General features: G+C 55.9%; 17 protein-coding genes. 4 read left to right on the forward strand and 13 right to left on the reverse strand.

The features are described 5' to 3' along the window. Positions 1–166: 166 nt before the first annotated feature. Positions 167–898 (forward strand): response regulator transcription factor, encoded by a 732-nt coding sequence (locus LCD46_01615; GenBank protein ID UOY71075.1) that lies wholly within the window; start codon positions 167–169, stop codon positions 896–898. Here the strand turns inward: LCD46_01615 and LCD46_01620 are convergent. The 6 genes from LCD46_01620 to LCD46_01645 are packed head-to-tail and all read right to left on the reverse strand — an operon-like array spanning position 895 to position 6,990. Next, a complete protein-coding gene (locus LCD46_01620) occupies positions 895–1,899 on the reverse strand; it encodes a carbohydrate kinase family protein (GenBank protein ID UOY71076.1) in 1,005 nt (334 codons plus the stop codon). The two genes, LCD46_01615 and LCD46_01620, sit on opposite strands and share 4 nt — an antisense overlap. Next, positions 1,899–2,759, reverse strand: a complete 861-nt coding sequence (locus LCD46_01625; protein ID UOY72869.1) for a ketose 1,6-bisphosphate aldolase — start codon at positions 2,757–2,759, stop codon at positions 1,899–1,901. The genes LCD46_01620 and LCD46_01625 overlap by 1 nt, the downstream gene beginning before the upstream one ends. Before the next feature lie 10 nt (positions 2,760–2,769). After that, positions 2,770–3,456, reverse strand: coding sequence for a D-lyxose/D-mannose family sugar isomerase (locus LCD46_01630; protein UOY71077.1), 687 nt, complete (start codon positions 3,454–3,456; stop codon positions 2,770–2,772). A 49-nt stretch (positions 3,457–3,505) separates the two neighbouring features. Further along, the gene (locus LCD46_01635) at positions 3,506–4,447 is read right to left on the reverse strand and encodes an ABC transporter substrate-binding protein (protein UOY71078.1); all 942 of its coding nucleotides are present in this window, start codon (positions 4,445–4,447) and stop codon (positions 3,506–3,508) included. Between the two features lie 30 nt (positions 4,448–4,477). Then, positions 4,478–5,473 carry a ribose ABC transporter permease gene (locus tag LCD46_01640; protein ID UOY71079.1) on the reverse strand — a complete coding sequence of 332 codons (996 nt, stop codon included), beginning with the start codon at positions 5,471–5,473 and terminating at the stop codon, positions 4,478–4,480. Then, positions 5,470–6,990 (reverse strand): sugar ABC transporter ATP-binding protein, encoded by a 1,521-nt coding sequence (locus LCD46_01645; protein ID UOY71080.1) that lies wholly within the window; start codon positions 6,988–6,990, stop codon positions 5,470–5,472. The genes LCD46_01640 and LCD46_01645 overlap by 4 nt, the downstream gene beginning before the upstream one ends. A gap of 125 nt (positions 6,991–7,115) precedes the next feature. Between LCD46_01645 and LCD46_01650 the strand changes: the two genes are divergently transcribed. Beyond that, entirely contained in the window at positions 7,116–9,395 is a 2,280-nt protein-coding gene (locus LCD46_01650; GenBank protein UOY71081.1) for a response regulator, read from the forward strand. Here LCD46_01650 and alsK read toward each other — a convergent pair. The 6 genes from alsK to LCD46_01680 all read right to left on the reverse strand — a co-directional run bounded on the left by alsK (position 9,349) and on the right by LCD46_01680 (position 15,442). Further along, complete coding sequence (alsK, locus tag LCD46_01655; protein UOY71082.1) at positions 9,349–10,293, reverse strand: allose kinase; 945 nt, start codon at positions 10,291–10,293, stop codon at positions 9,349–9,351. The genes LCD46_01650 and alsK overlap by 47 nt on opposite strands. After that, on the reverse strand, positions 10,277–10,972 hold the full coding sequence (gene rpe, locus LCD46_01660; GenBank protein UOY71083.1) for a ribulose-phosphate 3-epimerase: 696 nt from the start codon (positions 10,970–10,972) through the stop codon (positions 10,277–10,279). Before rpe ends, alsK begins: the two co-directional genes overlap by 17 nt. Before the next feature lie 10 nt (positions 10,973–10,982). Further along, entirely contained in the window at positions 10,983–11,963 is a 981-nt protein-coding gene (gene alsC / locus LCD46_01665) for a D-allose ABC transporter permease (protein ID UOY71084.1), read from the reverse strand. Next, complete coding sequence (alsA, locus tag LCD46_01670) at positions 11,942–13,474, reverse strand: D-allose ABC transporter ATP-binding protein AlsA (protein UOY71085.1); 1,533 nt, start codon at positions 13,472–13,474, stop codon at positions 11,942–11,944. Before alsA ends, alsC begins: the two co-directional genes overlap by 22 nt. A gap of 76 nt (positions 13,475–13,550) precedes the next feature. Next, positions 13,551–14,486 (reverse strand): D-allose transporter substrate-binding protein, encoded by a 936-nt coding sequence (alsB, locus tag LCD46_01675; GenBank protein UOY71086.1) that lies wholly within the window; start codon positions 14,484–14,486, stop codon positions 13,551–13,553. Between the two features lie 65 nt (positions 14,487–14,551). Then, complete coding sequence (locus LCD46_01680) at positions 14,552–15,442, reverse strand: MurR/RpiR family transcriptional regulator (GenBank protein ID UOY71087.1); 891 nt, start codon at positions 15,440–15,442, stop codon at positions 14,552–14,554. 349 nt (positions 15,443–15,791) lie between these two features. Between LCD46_01680 and rpiB the strand changes: the two genes are divergently transcribed. Next, complete coding sequence (gene rpiB / locus LCD46_01685) at positions 15,792–16,241, forward strand: ribose 5-phosphate isomerase B (protein UOY71088.1); 450 nt, start codon at positions 15,792–15,794, stop codon at positions 16,239–16,241. A 69-nt stretch (positions 16,242–16,310) separates the two neighbouring features. After that, on the forward strand, positions 16,311–16,634 hold the full coding sequence (locus tag LCD46_01690; GenBank protein UOY71089.1) for a hypothetical protein: 324 nt from the start codon (positions 16,311–16,313) through the stop codon (positions 16,632–16,634). A 45-nt stretch (positions 16,635–16,679) separates the two neighbouring features. On the opposite strand, the gene phnP is transcribed toward LCD46_01690, so the two are convergent. After that, positions 16,680–17,438, reverse strand: a complete 759-nt coding sequence (gene phnP / locus LCD46_01695; GenBank protein UOY71090.1) for a phosphonate metabolism protein PhnP — start codon at positions 17,436–17,438, stop codon at positions 16,680–16,682. Between the last annotated feature and the right edge of the window lie 2 nt (positions 17,439–17,440).

Consider the following 17,440-nt stretch of genomic DNA (forward strand, 5'->3'; position numbering starts at 1 on the left):
ATTTGCAGTGAAAACCCTGACGAAAAGCAGCCAATCGTCAAAATTGACGTGTCGACAGGGCAGCGGATGTGACATGGGTTGAATTTTCGTGACTGAAAAAACTATTTGACTGGAGCCGACGGCAGAATGGTTCAGACTTAAAATAATCCCCTGACGGAAGCATGCGATGAAACCGGCGATTCTGGTGGTTGATGACGATATTGCAGTCTGCGAACTGCTTCAGGATGTGCTGAGTGAGCACGTCTTTAGTGTGCTGGTCTGCCATAACGGCCAGGATGCCCTGAACCGTGTTCATCAGGAGCCGAATATTGCCCTGGTTCTGCTGGATATGATGCTGCCGGATATCAACGGTCTGCAGGTTTTGCTGCAGCTGCAAAAGCAGCGTCCGGCGCTACCGGTGGTCATGTTAACCGGGCTGGGCAGTGAGTCAGACGTGGTGGTGGGGCTGGAGATGGGGGCCGACGATTATATTGGCAAGCCGTTTAACCCGCGTGTTGTGGTCGCCCGCGTTAAAGCCGTGCTGCGTCGAACGGGCGTGCTGGCCGCAGACGTTCCCGTGCCGAGTGTAGAGGGGATTACCTTTAACGGCTGGACGCTGGATACCGCGCGCTGTGAACTGAGCGATCCTAACCGTAACACCGTGCCCTTAACGCAGGGCGAGTACGGCTTGCTGCTGGCACTTACGCAAAATGCTCGCCGGGTACTGAGCCGTGATCAATTGCTTGAGTTGACCCACAGCGAAAGCGCCGAGGTCTTTGACCGCACTATTGATGTGTTAATCATGCGCCTGCGACGGAAAATCGAGGCCAATCCGCACCAGCCTGCACTCATTAAAACCATCCGTGGACTGGGCTACGTTTTTGCCACCGACGTCTCTCACAGCGAAAAAGCGGCCTAGGTATTCTCTTTAATAAACAGCTGCAACTCGGCCAGCGTTTTCGCGCCGTCAATCGCATTGGCGGCCAGCAGGCTTGCCCGCGCGCAGGCGTGTGCCAGATAAATACTGTCCGTTAGCGACAACGATTCATGGCAGCCGTATAAAAAGCCCGCACAAAAGGCATCTCCCGCGCCAACGCTGCCGATGATCTGTTCCTGTTCCAGCAACCATGACGGGATCCAGCGGCCTTGCTCACCCGGCGCTTCACCCCATGCGCCTTCCGGGCAGTGGATCACCACGCGCTGACGAACGCCAGATGCCAGCAGTTGAGAAGCGGCCTGGGCAATATGGGTAATGTGCAGTGCATCATGCTCGTCACGCATCTCCAGCCCGCTAAACTCTCCGGCTTCCAGCTCGTTAATCACCAGATAATCGAGATGGCGAAGGGCAGGGAGCACCAGCGGCTGGTAGCGCGGGTCGCCCTTGCGGGACACCAGATCGAGCGACGTTTCATACCCCTGGTCGCGCATTTGCGCCAGCAGCCGCGCGCTACGGGTGCCAAACTCGTCATCCGGCATGTCCAGGCTGTCGAGCAACAGCAAATAACCGAGATGGAAGATCTTCATCGATCCGTCTAAACGATCGAAGGCGGGAAGATCCAGCAGACGGTTTGCCCCTGGCGAGTGGAAAAAGGTGCGCTGTCCGCTGGGATCGGTCATGACCTGCGACATGGAGGTCGGTGCAAAGGTGGTGCGCTGTACGCGCTGACGGTTGACGTGGTACTGGTCGAGCATTGCCAGAATGTAGTCCCCGTCGCTATCTTCACCAATCAGTCCCACGGCCTGCAGCGGCAGGCCAACGTGCATTTTCGCCAGTGTCAGAAGGACGTTGAGCGGCGCGCCGCCGGTGGAACGTTCGCTGTGGGTAATTTCTGCCAGCCAGCCGCGTTCTGGCCACTGCACGATCTGATGGACGTGATCCACCAGCATATTGCCCGCAGCGATAATCCCTTTGCGTTCCATTATGCCTGCCCCGCGCTGCCAAAGATGCGCATCTGTTCTGCGACCGTATCGGAAATCGCCTCTTCTATACTCAGCAACAGTTCGGCAAACTCGTCATAAAGTGGCTGGCGTTTTGCCATACGCTGCTCAACGGCGGACAGAGCCGCTTGCGACATCCCGGTGTAGAAATTGATTTTATGAATGCCCAGTTCGATGGCGCGACGAAAATCGGCATCGCTAATCCCGGAACCTCCATGCAGCACCAGCGGCAGACCCGTCTGCTGGCGAATCGCATCCAGGCGTGGGAAGTCGAGTTTCGGCTCGCCTTTGTATTTGCCATGTGCATTACCAATGGCGACGGCCAGGGCATCAATACCCGTCAGATCGACAAATTCGCGTGCCAGTTGCGGATCAGTAAAAAAGGCTTCATCCGCATGCCCATACAACGCGCCGCCTTCGTCACCGCCAACCGCGCCCAACTCAGCCTCCACCGACACCCCCACCGCGTGGCACATCTTCACGACTTCCCGCGTCTGGCGAATGTTTTCCTCGTAACTCAACGCGGAGCCGTCGAACATCACCGAACTGAACCCTAAACGCAGGGCGCGCACCACTGCCTCGAAGTGCAGACCGTGGTCGAGGTTAAGGACCACGGGAATATCGTGGCGAGCGGCCTCGAACTTAACCGCTTCGACAAGCGAATCCAGCGACACATACTTAAAATGCACTTCGGCGATGTTGATGATAAACGGCGATCGTTCCTGCCTGGCGGCGGCAAACAACGCACGCAGGAAATGGGAGTCGAGTACGTTAAACGCACCCAGTGCGTAGCGGTGCTCTCTGGCGTGCTCAAGACCGTCGGCAAGAGAAATCAATGGCATCATTCACTCCTTAAATTCGAAACAGGCTGTACTCGTTGCACAACACCAGTACCGCCGGTTCGTCTTCTTCAATACTGTTGTAGCGCGCAATGGGCTGCAGAAAATGGTTATCGTGTTCGTCATCGTTCACGGATGACACTTCGCCCACCAGAACGTCGCCAAACCCGCGTTCGCCCCAGAAACTGTGGTACAGACCGGGCGTGAGACAGATGCTTTCCCCTGGTGTGAGGCGCAACTGGCTACCGGGCGCGTGGGTCTGTCGACAGCCGTCGACGGTGACCGTCACATCGGTATTTTCGGTCTCTTCATGCCCTCCGGCATTCCACAACTCTATGATCAGATTTCCGCCGCCCCGGTTGATGATGTCTTCCCGCTTGCGCCAGTGGAAATGCATCGGCGTGACCTGGCCGTCTCGCACGTGCATGATTTTTTCTGCGTAGCATTTTTCATACGGCACCCCGTTGGGGGAGCCATTGCGCAGAGTAAACAGCGTCAGGCCCTGGGCGGCAAAATTGTTGCCACCGAATGCCGTCACGTCCCAGCCGAGCCTGAGGTCGAACACTTCCTGCCATGCGGTCTGGTCAAGCTGCTGCCATTTTGTTGGCGGAAAGCTGGCAAAAGGGGGGAGGTGCACATCGTGCATGGAGAAAAACTGCCGCGTGTGGCCGAGGATTTCGTTGATGTCGGAGCGTTTCATGGGGACTCCTTGAAAACAGTTCCCTCTCCCAATGGGAGAGGGAAAAGGGTTACTTAACCGTCCATCCCTTATAGGTTCCGACATTCTTTTTATCGATCATCGTCACCGGGATCAGCACAGGCGCTTTCGGTGCAGGCTTGCCCTGTAATATGTCATAGCCGATCTCCACCGCTTTTGCCGCCATCACCTGCGGATCTTGCGCTGGGGTCGCCACAAACAGGGAGTTTTCCCGCTTCAGCGCTTCTTCACCGTCCGGGCTACCATCCACGCCAACGATAAAGAACTCGCTGCGTTGTGCCTGTTTGGCTGCCAGATCGGCACCGATCGCGGTGGGATCGTTAATCGCGAACACGCCGTCGATCTTCGGATTGGCGGCCAGTAAGGAGGTCATCACTTCCAGCCCACCCTCACGGCTGCCTTTGGCGTTCTGGTTATCTGAGAGCACCTTGATATCCGGATGTTTTTTGAATTCTGTCTGACAACCTTCCACGCGGTTCTGTACCGCTGACACCGGTGGCCCGTTGATGATCACCACATTGCCTTTACCTTTCAGGCGGTCGGTTATGTACTTACAGGCCATTTCGCCTGCCTGGGTGTTATCGGAGGTGATGGTGGCATCTGCCCCTTCCGCTGCCACGTCAACCGCGACCACCACGATCCCGGCGTCCTTCGCGCGTTTTACCGCCGGGCCGATACCTTTGGAGTCCGCCGCGTTAAGGATGATCATGTCCACTTTGGCGGCAATAAAGTTGTCGATCTGCGCCACCTGCTGACCCAGATCGTAACCGCTGGAGACCAGCGTGACTTTAACGTTATCCCCCGCCAGTTTGCGCGCTTCCAGCTCGGCACCTTTGGTGATCTGCACGAAGAACGGGTTAGCCAGGTCACCCACCGTCACACCGATGGACTTCAAATCTTTCGCCTGCGCAAACGGCGTTGCGGCAAGCAGTGCGCCAGCACAGAGCGCGGTCACTAACGGTTTCAAACGCATCTTTTCTTCCTCGCTTGTAGGGTATTGTTGTTATGCACTTTGATGGTGTCGGGTACGGTATTTGTCGATCAGCACCGCAATGATGATCACCGCCCCTTTGATCACCAGTTGCCAGAAGTAGGAGACGCCCATTAGCGTCATGCCGTTGTTGAGGGTGGCGATGATCAGCGCACCTACCAGCGTGCCGGTGATCGTGCCGATCCCGCCGACAAAGCTGGTACCACCGAGGATCACTGCCGCAATTGCATCCAGCTCATAACCCATGCCCAGATTGCCGTTGGCGCTGTAAAGTCGCGATGCGCTCATTACCCCGCCCAGGCCCGAGAGCAGACCGCTCATGCCGTACACAAACAGCAGTACCATCCAGACCTTAATACCGGTCAGTCGTGCTGCCTGCATGTTGCCGCCGACCGCGTAGATGTGAACCCCAAGCGTGGTGCGGCGCAGGATAAACCAGCACACCGCAATCACTGCCAGGGCGATCACCACCAGCCAGGGAATGGGGCCGAGATAGTTATTACCGATCCACTCAAAATTGATGTTTGAGTTAATGACCGTTGTGCCGTCGGCCAGCAGATAGGCCGCGCCGCGCAGCGCGGTATAGGTCCCGAGCGTGACGATAAAGGGCGGTAACCCGGCAAAGGCCACCAGCGCGCCGTTGAACAGCCCCAGCACCATGCCGAGCATCAGGGCCGCCGGAATAGAGAGCATGGCAAATTCCGGGATAAGCGAGACCACCATCGCCGCTACCGCCGTGGTGCCCAGAATCGAGCCCACGGAGAGGTCAATCCCGCCGGTTAAGATGATGAATGTCATCCCTGCCGCCAGCACGATGTTGATTGAGGCCTGACGGGTAATGTTGAGCAGGTTGCTCTCGGTGAAGAAGTTAGGGGCGATAAAACCAAATACCGCCACAATCAGGATTAAAATCGGCAAAATACCGACCGTTTGCATCAGATCGCTCATCAGCATTTTTTTGGCGGAGGCGGATTTCGCCACCTGCTGCGGATGGGTAGGAGTTGTCATGATTGCACCGCCTGATGATGAGTGTCGTTCACGCCGGTTGCCAGCGTCATAATGTTTTCCTGAGAGATGTCGCGCCCGTGGAGTTCACCCGCAATGCTGCCTTCACGCATGACGTACACCCGGTCACTCATGCCCACCACTTCCGGCAGTTCGCTGGAGATCATCAAAATCGCCACGCCCTTGCGCGCCATCTGGTTCATGATGCGGTAGATCTCGCTTTTCGCGCCGACGTCCACGCCGCGTGTTGGTTCGTCCAGAATCAGAATGCGCGGGCCGATTGCTACCCAGCGGGAGATCAGCAGTTTTTGCTGGTTACCGCCTGATAGCCCACCAGCGCGCACCTGAGAATGGGGCACGCGGATGTTAAGCAGGGCGATGGCGTCATCGGAAATGGACTGTGCTTTTTTGCGGTTAAGCATGCCGAAGGTTGCGTCGCGCTCCAGCGTGGCCATGGTGATGTTCTCCTGCGCCGCCAGCTCCAGGAACAACCCCTGTTCCTTGCGGTTTTCAGTGAGAAAACCGATCCCGTTTTCAATTGCCGCACGCGGGGAGTGGATCACTACCGGCTCGCCATCAACTTCAATCATGCCGCCTGTGGCTTTGCGCGCGCCGAAGATCAGTTGTGCCAGTTCGGAGCGGCCAGCCCCCACCAGGCCCGCCAGACCGACAATCTCCCCTGAACGTACCTGCAGGCTGCAAGGCTGTACTTTTTTACCGTCGGTGAGGTGGTGAACGTTGAGACGCGGGCTGCCGAGTGGAATATCCCGTTCTTTGTTAAACAGATCGCTTAAGGGACGACCGACCATCATCTTCACCAGCTCAGAGGCGTTCAGTTTGTCGCGGGTCAGGCTGCCGACGTACTGCCCGTCACGCAGAACGCTGACGCGGTCGGAGAGTTCGTACACTTCCGCCATCCGATGGCTGATATAGATGATGGCCATTCCTTCATCGCGCAGGCGCAAAATCAGCTCAAACAGGCGATGGGTTTCTCGTGAGGAGAGGGCCGCGGTGGGTTCATCCATCACCAGAATGCGGCTGTTGCGGTGCAGTGCGCGGGCTATTTCCACCTGCTGCTGCTCGGCAATGGTCAGCTTCATCACCAGGTCGGTGGCGTTAAAATGTGCGCCAAGGCGCTCAATCACAGCCTGCGCCTGAGCAGCCATCTCTTTGCGCTGTACCAGCCCGCCCCGCGACAACTCGCTGCCAAGAAAGATGTTTTCGGCGACGGTCAGATTGGGCGCTAGCTGCATCTCCTGATAAATCAGGGTAATGCCTGCGGCCAGCGCATCTTTTGGCCCCTTGATGTGAAACGGCTGACCGTCGATCAGGATCTCACCGCTGGTGGCGGTATAGGCTCCCGCGAGGATCTTCATCAGCGTGCTTTTCCCCGCACCGTTTTCACCCATCAGCGCGTGGATCTCACCGGGGAAGACCGTCAAATCCACACCCTTGAGCGCGCGGAAATTGCCAAACGTCTTGGCAATGTGACGCATCTCTAATACCGGGGTTCTGCTCATGGCGGATCTCCTGTGAATGTCGATATCTGCACTTCATCACAGGTGCGTAAATGCAAAATGTCAGAAGCCGTTCATATTTGTCATAGTTATGAATAGCTAATGTCGATCACAGTTACGGAGCTAACATGTCATCACACCGCCCCCCGTTTTTTGCCAGCGCCCGTGGTCGCCTGCTGATTTTCAATCTGCTGGTGGTCGCCGTGACGCTCATGGTCAGCGGTGTGGCGGTGCTCGGCTTCCGTCACGCCAGCCAGATCCAGGAGCAGGTTCAACAGCAAACGCTGGATGACATGACCGGCAGTATGAATCTCGCACGGGATACCGCCAGCGTGGCAACGGCGGCGGTGAGGCTTTCGCAAGTCGTAGGGGCGCTGGAATATAAAGGCGAAGCTGACCGGTTGAAGCAGACGCAAATGGCACTGCGTCACTCGCTGGAACAGCTTGCTGATGCGCCACTGGCGCAGCAGGAACCGGCGCTGGTGGCGCGAATTATTCAGAGAAGCAATGAATTACAGCAGAGCGTGACGGAGATGCTTGAACGCGGGCAGCGACGCCATCTGGAACGTAATGCGCTGCTGAGCTCGCTGTATCAGAGTCAGAGCTACTTACGGCATTTGCAGGATATCAATCGTCGTTACGACAGTAATATCCCGGATGCACAGCAGCTAATGGAGATGGACAGGCTGATTATCGCCGCTATCGACACCCCCTCGCCGCGCGCCACGGTGCAGCAGCTGGATGCGGTGACGGCAACGCTGCCGCGGAGTGCGGCGCAGCCGGTGGTTAATGGCGTCCTGCCCGATTTTAACGACGAACTGCGTAAGCTCGCGCCGCTGTCGAAGCAACTGGAAGAAAGCGATCTGGCGATAAGCTGGTATATGTTCCACATCAAGGCGCTGGTAGCGATCCTCAACAGTGATATTAATCAGTACGTCGAACAGGTGGCGCAAGCCTCCCGGCTTCGCACGGCCCAGAGCCATCACGAATTGCAATCTATCAGCGTATTTATCAGCATTTTCGCCGTGCTGGCGCTGATCATCACCGGATGCGCCTGCTGGTATATCTATCGCAATCTGGCCTCAAACCTGACGGCCATTTCCCGGGCGATGTCGCGTCTTGCTCACGGCGAACAGGATGTGTCCGTTCCCGCCCTCCAGCGGCGTGATGAGCTGGGTGAGCTGGCGCGTGCGTTTAACGTTTTTGCCCGCAACACCGCCTCGCTTGAGCACACCACCCGTCTGCTTAAAGAGAAAACCACGCAGATGGAGATCGACCGCATTGAGCGTCAGGGGCTGGAAGAGGCACTGCTGCACAGCCAGAAGATGAAAGCCGTTGGACAACTGACGGGTGGGCTGGCGCATGATTTTAATAACCTGCTGGCGGTGATCATCGGCAGTCTTGAGCTTACCGATCCGGAATCAAAAGATGCGTCGCGTATCACCCGGGCGCTGAAGGCTGCCGAACGCGGTGCACTCCTCACCCAGCGTCTGCTGGCGTTTTCCCGTAAGCAATCCCTGACGCCGCACGCGGTCGAGATGAAACCGCTGCTGGAAAATCTCAGGGAACTCATGCTCCACTCCTTGCCTGCGACCCTGACGCTGGAGATTGAAGCGCAATCCCCCGCCTGGCCCGCATGGATAGACGTCAGCCAGCTGGAGAACGCCATCATCAATCTGGTGATGAATGCCCGCGATGCGATGGAAGGGCAAAGCGGGGTGATTAAGATCCGTACCTGGAATCAGCGCGTCACCCGTAGCGACGGGCGCAGGCAGGATATGGTGGCGCTGGAGGTGATTGACCGCGGCAGCGGTATGTCGCAGGAGGTGAAATCCAGGGTCTTTGAACCGTTCTTCACCACTAAGCAGACCGGAAGCGGGAGTGGGTTAGGTCTGTCGATGGTCTACGGCTTTGTCCGCCAGTCAGGTGGTCGCGTGGAGATTGAAAGCGCGCCGGGGCAGGGGACGACCGTTCGGCTTCACCTCCCGCGCTCGATGCTGCCCGTTATGTCTGAGGATGAAGTGCTCTCTGCCACCGCCGCCGGTGATAGCGAGCGGCTGGTGCTGGTGCTGGAAGATGAGGCGGATGTTCGTCAGACCCTGTGCGAGCAACTGCACCAGCTTGGCTATCTGACGCTGGAGGCGGAGAACGGTGAGCAGGCGTTGAGAATGCTGGAGGTCTCACCGGATATTGGCATGTTCATCAGCGACTTAATGCTTCCCGGCAGCTTAAGCGGCGCGGAGGTGATTAACCACGTACGCACCCGCTACCCGCAGCTTCCGGTCCTGCTGGTGAGCGGACAGGATCTACGTCCGGCGCATAACCCGCAGCTGCCGGACGTCCCGCTCCTGCGCAAGCCGTTCAGCCGTGTACAGTTGGCGCAGGCATTGCGCAAGGTGATAGCATAAACTGCCGGCGGGCCAGCGCCGCTGCGCCCTGCGCCCCGTTAAAGGACGACGACGATGCCGCGATAAAACGCACCGCGTCATAGGGCAGCGGACGGCGAAGATGCTGTTTAATCTGTGCAATCAGTGCGTCGCGCGGAAAATCGGGCATATCCATGACGCCGCCGCCGAGAATGACCGCATCCGGATCGAAGAGGTTGACGCTGGTGGCAATGGCGCACGCGGCATGGGCGAGCAACTGCTGCACAAAGGGTTCGTTGCGGGCGGCGGTAAAGATTTCGCCCATTGCGTAATCCCGCGGCCGCTGTTCGTACCACTGCTTGAGGGCGATGCCGGAGCAGACGGTTTCCAGACATCCGGCGTTGCCGCACCCGCAGCGAAGGGACATCTTCCCCTGTGGAATATGCCCCAGCTCTCCCGCTACGCCGTGCGCCCCGGTCCATGGCGCGCCGTTCAGCCAGATGGCAAAGCCCATCCCCGTACCAAGATAGACCGCCAGCACCTGCTGCTGCTGAAGATGATGCTGCACCACGTCAAACGAGAGCTGCAGGTTAACGTCGCGGGAAAACTCCACCGGGCAGCACAGGGTGGCCTCCAGATGATCTGCCAGACCGTGCAGCGTATTGGCCTGAAGCGGCAGGTTGGGCGTCGATATAATGGTGCGCTTGTCTTTACCCACCAGGGCCGGAAAGCCCATCACCAGCCCACGACAACGCACCTGATAGCGTCGAAGCTGGGCGTTAATCAGTGCCGCCACGCCCTCCACCACGCCGGGCGCAATCACATCCGCCGTACGCTGTTTTTCGCAGTGAAGCACGGTGCCGTCTTCGCGCTGTAGGCAGAAGCGAATATGGGTCGCCCCCATATCCACTCCGGCGACCACGTCAGGCTGTTTTTGCATGGGGTATTACCTCGTTTCTGGCCGACAGGATCTGACGCGCCATCTGCTGCCACGCCTCGTCGATATTCTCTGCGTTATTGAACAGGCCAGAGGTGCCGACGATAAACACGTCTGCCCCGGCGGCCATCAGCTTGCGATAGGTGGCCTGATTGCAGGAGCCGTCGATCTCAATTTCATAACTCAGCCCTTCGCGCTCACGCCAGGCCTTCAGTTCAGCAATTTTATCCAGCATTTCCGGAATGAACGGCTGCCCGGCAAAGCCCGGATCAACGGTCATCACGGTAATTTTTTCGGCTTTGTGAATATAGTATTTCATCGCTTCGACCGGGGTTTCCGGGTTGAGGATCAGGCCGACCTTCATGCCGTGGCGGCGGATTTCTTCAATCAGCCGGAACGCCTGACCGTTGATGGTTTCCGGGTGCAGGGTGATGAAATCGGCCCCTGCCTGCGCCAGCTGGCTGATGTAATCCTGCGGGCGGGTCACCATCAAGTGGCAGTCCAGCGGCTTGGTCGCCAGCTTTTTCACCTGGCCGACAAAAAACGGCGACAGTGTCAGGTTCGGGACAAAGTGACCATCCATGATGTCGATATGGAAGTAGTCCGCGTGCCGATCAATGAATTCGATCTGTTCTTTGAATTTCAGCAGATCCATACACATCAAAGAGGGAGAGATTTTCATGGTGGATTCCTTACTTACTGATCAGTCTATCGAGGGCGACAGCGGCGATAATCAACCCGCCCATCACCACCAGCTGGTAATAGGTCTGAACCTGGAGAATGTTAAGTCCGTTATTGATGGTGCCGATAATTAACCCGCCAATGACGACCGAGAAGATGCGGCCTTTGCCGCCGAAGAAGCTGGTGCCGCCGATAATGGCGCTGGCGATAGCGTAGGTTTCAAAGCCCATTCCGGCCAGCGGCTCCGCCGCCCCCAGACGCGCGGTAGAGACCACGCCTGCCAGCCCTGCGCACACGCCGGAGATGATAAACACGACCAGAATGTGAAACTTCACGTCGATGCCGGAGTAGAAAGCCGAGTTCTTGTTGCCGCCGAGGGCGTAGATATTGCGTCCGAGCCGCATCCGGGTGGTGAGGAACCACAGGATCACCGCCACAATCAGCGAGAAAATCACCGGAACGGGGATGCCTAACACGCTGGCGGCAAAGAAGTTCACAAACTCGAACGAAAAGCCGTACACCGAGTTGGCGTCGGAGATCACCAGCGTAATACCGCGGAAAATAGCGTTGGTGCCGAGGGTGATAATGAACGGATGCAGCCCAGTCCAGTTCACCAGACAGCCGTTGATGGCCCCGAGCACACCGCCGACCAGCACGCCGCCAATCAGCGCCGCGAGGAAAGGGTCGACGCCCGCCAGCATCAGCTTGGCGGTGACCATGCCGGAGAGGGCAAGGATTGCGCCGACGGAGAGGTCAATGCCCGCCACCAGAATGGCAAAAAACTCGCCCATCCCGATTAATACCGTCACCGAGCTTTGAACAAAAATCTGGGTGATGTTGTTGGTGGTCAGGAAGTACTCCGACGACAGCGTGCCGAAGATGGCCACGATGATCGCGAGGATGAAAAAGGTGCCGTACTTGTCCCAGAACAGCGCGAAGTTAAACGGCTTCTTCTCGGCCATATCGCCTTTCACTCTTGTGGTAATGCCCATACCATGATCTCCTCTTCGCTCATGTTGTCGCGATTGGTCAGGATTTGCGTGAGTCGCCCTTCGCAGAACACGGCGATGCGGTCGCAGACGGCGATAATTTCAGGAAGTTCGGATGACACCATCATGATGACCTTGCCCTCGTCGGCAAGACCGCGCATCACCTTGTAGATTTCGGCTTTCGCACCGACGTCGATGCCGCGGGTGGGCTCATCAAAAATAATGACTTCCGGGTTGCAGCACAGCCATTTGGAAATCAGCACCTTTTGCTGATTTCCACCGGAAAGCTCGGTGATGTTTTGCTCGATGCTATGGCATTTCAGCGCCAACAGCTGTCGCTGCGCTTCGGCAGTTTTGCGCTCCTCGCTTTCCCGGAACAGCCCCATCGCCCCTTTGTAGCCGCCGTTTTTCAGGCTATGGCTGACCGCCATGTTCTGGGCGATAGAGAAGTTCGGGAAAAAACCGTTTTCCCGGCGGCTCTCGGTGATGTAGGCCATGCCCTTTTTCAGCGCATCCAGCGGCGAGCGCGGGGAGATGGTTTTGCCGTTAAGACGGATTTCACCACTGCTGCGTTTATCCACGCCGAACAGGCAGTCCATCAGCTCGGTGCGGCCAGAGCCCACCAGCCCTGCGAAGCCGAGGATTTCACCTCGGTTCACGCTGAATGAAATATCGCGGACCTTTTTCTTGTCCCGGCTGGTGACGTTTTTCACCTCGAACACCGTGTCGCGCTCAACGTTACCGGTGCTCTCTTTCATGGCGTTAAAGCGGTTTTGCAGCTCGCGGCCCACCATCAGGCGTACAATGTCGTCGTTCGACACGTCACTCACCATGCCACTGCACACGCTGCTGCCGTCTTTCATGACCGTGTAGCGGTCGCAGATGCGGCGAATCTCCGCAAGCTTATGAGAGATATAAACAATCGCCGTTCCCTCTTTGCGCAGCTGGTTCATGATCAGGAACAGATAATCCACCTCTTTATTGGTGAGCGAGGAGGTGGGTTCATCCATGATGATTACTTTGGCGTCGAGCATCAGGGTTTTGGCTATTTCCAGCATCTGTTTGTGGCTGATAGATAAATTTGCCACTTTTTCATCTAAATCCACTTTTAGCCCGATGCGCAATAACATCATCGCTGCGCGAATACGCATCTCTTTCCAGTCGATAATACTGACGCCAAACGCTTTTTTCGTCAGGTGGCGGCCAATATAGAGATTCTCCAGTACCGTTAATTCATCAATTACGCTGAGTTCCTGATAAATAATACCAATACCGAGCTGAGCCGCCAGTTTATGATCGAGTTTGTCGTATTTTGTTTCTTTAATAGTAATGGTGCCTTTGGTCGGTTCATGTATTCCCGACAATACTTTCATTAAGGTTGATTTACCGGCACCATTCTCCCCTAATAAGGCGTGAATCTCGTGGGGATATATAGTTAAATCAACCGATTTTAATGCGTGAACCGGACCAAAGGATTTGCCGATCCCCGCCATTGATATATATGGCGTGACCATGTTAACTCCTTATTAATACTCCCTCTCCCTTTGGGAGAGGGTTGGGGTGAGGGCACCAGGCCGCACCGAGTCGGTATTATTTCGTCACCAGAATCGAATCCACCAGCTTGAATTCCGGTGCTTTTTCCAGCGGGATCACCTTACCGGTTTTCGCCGCATCAACCATCAGCTTTAGGCCCGTAGCGCCAATATCCGCCGGGTTCTGCGCTACCGTGGCGGTCATCTGCCCGGCTTCGACCATCTTGCGCGCCTCCGGAATACCGTCGGTCCCCACTACCAGCACTTTGCCGAGCTTGCCCGCATTGGCCACCGCCTGCGCCACGCCCATCGCCATCGTATCGTTGGCGCAGTAGAAGGCTTTCAGGTTCGGGTTACGTTGCAATACGTTCGTTGCCACATCCAGCGCCTTAATGCGATCCCAGTCAGCCGGCTGGCTGGCAACCAGCTTTATGTGGCTGGCCTTTTTGAAGGCTTCCGTCGCACCGTTACGGCGGGCTTCACCGGATGCGTTCCCGGCTTTACCTTCGATGATCGCCACTTCACCGCCTTCGGCACCGAGCTTATCGATAATAAAATCCGCCCCTTTAGCGCCCACGGCGACGTTATCCGTAGTCACAAATCCTTCCACGTTGCCGCCCGCTTTTTTCAGGTTATCCATATCGATTTTTTCATCGAGGTTGACGAGGTAAATCCCCTTATGCCAGGCGCGCGCTACGGGCATGACCAGGTTGACGGAAGAAAGTGGGGCAAACGCGATACCTTTATATTTTTTATTACTCAAATCTTCGAAAAGCTGTAATTGCGACTGGAAATCCCCTTCGGAAGGCGAGGCAAAAATATCTACGCTCACGCCGAGCGTTTTCGCTTCATCTTCAATCCCTTTCTTCATATCCACCCAAAATGGATTCGAGAGCGTTTTTAATACGACGGCATATTCTGCTGCAGCAAACGCACTGGTGGATAACATTAAGCCCATAGCGGCGCCGCTGAAATATTTCAGATATTTATTCATAGCAGTGTTCTCAATGTAGGGTACATTTTTGTTGATCCCACGAATGTGGGATCAACCTTTTATTTTTACTTTAGTGCGCCAGGGGAGAAGAAATCCACAATAGCGCCGGTTTTTTGCATATTTAATGTGGCCTGTTCAATATTCTGTTGGGCCACGGAAACAAATAAAGCATCTAATAATGTTAATTGTAATATACGCGCGGAGGCGTTTCTCCCTAATAAGGGAGTCTCTGGTGCTGGCGAACAAATAATATAATCAGCCAATTTGGCAATAGGCGAATGGTAGCTGTGGGTAATACAGATAATTTTTGCACCGTTCTTTTTTGCCAGCTCAACGGCCGATTTTACATCGCTGGTGCGCCCGGAGTGCGAGACCACCAGCACCACATCGCCCTCTTTCAGCAGCGATGCAGACATCATCATAATGTGCGCGTCCTGGTAGGACTGGCAGCGCACGCCGATGCGCAAAAACTTGTGCTGGATATCGGCACAAATGGCGTTCGATCCCCCCACGCCGTACAGGTCGCGCTGATTCGCCTGGGCGAAAAAACGCGCCGCGCGGTGAATTTCATCGACGTTCACAATCGACTGGCCTTCCATAATGGTGCGCAGCGTAATGTTAAACACCTTATTGACCACGTCCTGTGGCGCTTCATCGAAAGCAAGTTCGGCAGGCAGTACCTGTTCAGACTGGGAAAAATAGTTCACCAGCGCGGCGCGCAGATTGCGAAAGCCGCTGAACCCCAGCAGTTTCGCAACTTTGACAATCATCGCCTCTGAAACCGTCAGCGCCTCGGCCACATCTTTGATCGCCGGGGTGCCGCGCAGATTGCCTGGCTGAAGCAGCCAGTCAACGATACGGCTTTCGTTGTCGGTCATCCCCTCCTGCTTCATGCGCAGGTACGGTGCCAGGCCGATGCCATTAGGCTGCTCTTTTTCAAATTCTGACTGGCTCATCGCTCTCTTTTGTCCTTAAAAATGAAGACGACACTATATCACCACATTCACCCTGGGAAATATGCTGACAACTTCACAATAATTATAAATTCATAAAGTTTTTAGTATTGTGAAGTTTTGAGTTATAAGTGATTGAGAATATCGCTATAAATCAATTAATTACCCGTATCTTCTTTTTGTGGTTTTGCGTGGAGAGGGACGTTTTCACTTATTATGCGCTTGAAAAGGGAAAAACACCGGTGTAGAACACGCACAGAACTCGATGGTTTTGTGGTTTTATTGCACAACAAACCGGTCTTAAATCACAACTATCATCGAGTTCGTAAAGTTAACCCACTGAGAGGCATATATGAGAAGGATTGCGTTTGGTTGCGACCACGTTGGTTTTATCCTGAAAGAGGACATTCTGGCGCACCTGCGCGCTCGGGGAATTGAGGTGTTGGATAAAGGCACCTGGTCGCCAGAGCGAACCGATTACCCGCATTTCGCCAGCGCGGTGGCGCAGGCTGTTATCGCGAGAGAAGCGGAGAGCGGCATTTTGATCTGCGGCACAGGGGTGGGGATCTCCATCACCGCCAACAAATTTCCCGGCATTCGCGCGGTAGTCTGCAGCGAACCTTACTCCGCGCAGCTTTCGCGTCAGCACAATGACACCAACGTACTGGCCTTTGGCTCGCGCGTGGTTGGTCTGGAACTGGCAAAAATGATCGTTGATGCGTGGCTGGATGCGGCGTTTGAAGGGGGACGGCACCAGATGCGGGTGGAGGCGATAGGAGCGATTGAACGCGAGAAGAATTGAGATTCCTCCGCTACCTCTCTCGTTTGCCGTTTATTACTGTAAAGCCAGTTAACCTGCGAGTCTGGCCTTATGAAACGTTACTCAACTGCTCTGTTATTTGGTCTGCTGTCACTCACCAGCCAACTGGCTCACGCCGATATTGTTGATGATGCCATTGGCAATATTCAGCAGGCGATCAATGACGCCTATAACCCCAGCAGTAGCCGAAGCAGCGATGACGACGATCGTTATGACCGCAGCCGTCAAATCGACAGTCGACAGTACGACGACCGTCGTCGGCAGCTTGAAGACAGACGCCGCCGTTTAGACGAGCGTCAGCGTCAGTTGGATGACGATCGCCGGCGGTTAGAAGAGGATGAGCGCAGGTTAGAAGACGATTACGACCGAGGGTAAGTGCGGCCTGTTGCCCTCACCCTCTCCACGCGAGAGGGTGAAAAACTAATCCAGCGCCAACACCATGCCGTCATACCCCGCTTCAAACCCTTCCGGAAGCGGATTATTCATCATCCACACGTCAAACTGATGGCTGATGTGCGTCAGGATCACTTGCGGGCAGCCAATCGTCTCGTTTAATGCAATTACGGTATTTAAGTCGCAATGGTTTCGCGGCGTTTCATCGCGCGGTTCGTGGCTGCAGTCGATAATCATCGCCTGCGGCCGGTTGTTAAGCAGGAACTTCACCGTTTTTTCCGACAATCCGGCGGTATCCGATAGCCAGGCCACGCGGCTGTGGGCCGATTCCAGCAAATACCCGAAGGTCAGTTTCGAGTGGTTGAGCGGCAACGGTGTGACCCGCAGCCCCTGTAGCTCAAACATCACAAACGGTTCCACTGTATGGCTGAAGTCCAGGAGCCCCGGGTGCCTGAACAGGTCGTCACAGCCCACGTCGTCCGGCGGACCATAGACAGGAATGGTCGCCCCCACTCCCCAGCGCAGCGGGAATAACCCCTGAACGTGATCCATATGGTAATGCGTGAGCAAAAACTGCTGGAAGCTGCCTGCCGGCCAGTCGTCCATCAGATGCGGAATACCGGCATCCAGCAAGGTAATGGCTTCATTGAATTTGACCACCGCGCTGCACGGACGACGGCGATAGCTATCCTGCAAACGCGCCCGGCGACACGCCGCACAGTCGCAGCCAAATACCGGAACCAGCTGGGCACCGCCGGTGCCGGTTAACGTGATCGTCAGACTCATCG

Origin of the sequence: Enterobacter ludwigii (genome assembly GCA_023023105.1) — a bacterium.
Taxonomy (GTDB): domain Bacteria; phylum Pseudomonadota; class Gammaproteobacteria; order Enterobacterales; family Enterobacteriaceae; genus Enterobacter; species Enterobacter adelaidei.

Bases quoted from the DNA above. Each gene is read 5' to 3' on its own strand.
- LCD46_01615 (UOY71075.1), top strand. From the start codon at position 167: ATGAAACCGGCGATTCTGGTGGTTGATGACGATATTGCAGTCTGCGAA.
- LCD46_01620 (UOY71076.1), bottom strand. From the start codon at position 1,899: ATGGAACGCAAAGGGATTATCGCTGCGGGCAATATGCTGGTGGATCAC.
- LCD46_01625 (UOY72869.1), bottom strand. From the start codon at position 2,759: ATGCCATTGATTTCTCTTGCCGACGGTCTTGAGCACGCCAGAGAGCAC.
- LCD46_01630 (UOY71077.1), bottom strand. From the start codon at position 3,456: ATGAAACGCTCCGACATCAACGAAATCCTCGGCCACACGCGGCAGTTT.
- LCD46_01635 (UOY71078.1), bottom strand. From the start codon at position 4,447: ATGCGTTTGAAACCGTTAGTGACCGCGCTCTGTGCTGGCGCACTGCTT.
- LCD46_01640 (UOY71079.1), bottom strand. From the start codon at position 5,473: ATGACAACTCCTACCCATCCGCAGCAGGTGGCGAAATCCGCCTCCGCC.
- LCD46_01645 (UOY71080.1), bottom strand. From the start codon at position 6,990: ATGAGCAGAACCCCGGTATTAGAGATGCGTCACATTGCCAAGACGTTT.
- LCD46_01650 (UOY71081.1), top strand. From the start codon at position 7,116: ATGTCATCACACCGCCCCCCGTTTTTTGCCAGCGCCCGTGGTCGCCTG.
- alsK (UOY71082.1), bottom strand. From the start codon at position 10,293: ATGCAAAAACAGCCTGACGTGGTCGCCGGAGTGGATATGGGGGCGACC.
- rpe (UOY71083.1), bottom strand. From the start codon at position 10,972: ATGAAAATCTCTCCCTCTTTGATGTGTATGGATCTGCTGAAATTCAAA.
- alsC (UOY71084.1), bottom strand. From the start codon at position 11,963: ATGGGCATTACCACAAGAGTGAAAGGCGATATGGCCGAGAAGAAGCCG.
- alsA (UOY71085.1), bottom strand. From the start codon at position 13,474: ATGGTCACGCCATATATATCAATGGCGGGGATCGGCAAATCCTTTGGT.
- alsB (UOY71086.1), bottom strand. From the start codon at position 14,486: ATGAATAAATATCTGAAATATTTCAGCGGCGCCGCTATGGGCTTAATG.
- LCD46_01680 (UOY71087.1), bottom strand. From the start codon at position 15,442: ATGAGCCAGTCAGAATTTGAAAAAGAGCAGCCTAATGGCATCGGCCTG.
- rpiB (UOY71088.1), top strand. From the start codon at position 15,792: ATGAGAAGGATTGCGTTTGGTTGCGACCACGTTGGTTTTATCCTGAAA.
- LCD46_01690 (UOY71089.1), top strand. From the start codon at position 16,311: ATGAAACGTTACTCAACTGCTCTGTTATTTGGTCTGCTGTCACTCACC.
- phnP (UOY71090.1), bottom strand. From the start codon at position 17,438: ATGAGTCTGACGATCACGTTAACCGGCACCGGCGGTGCCCAGCTGGTT.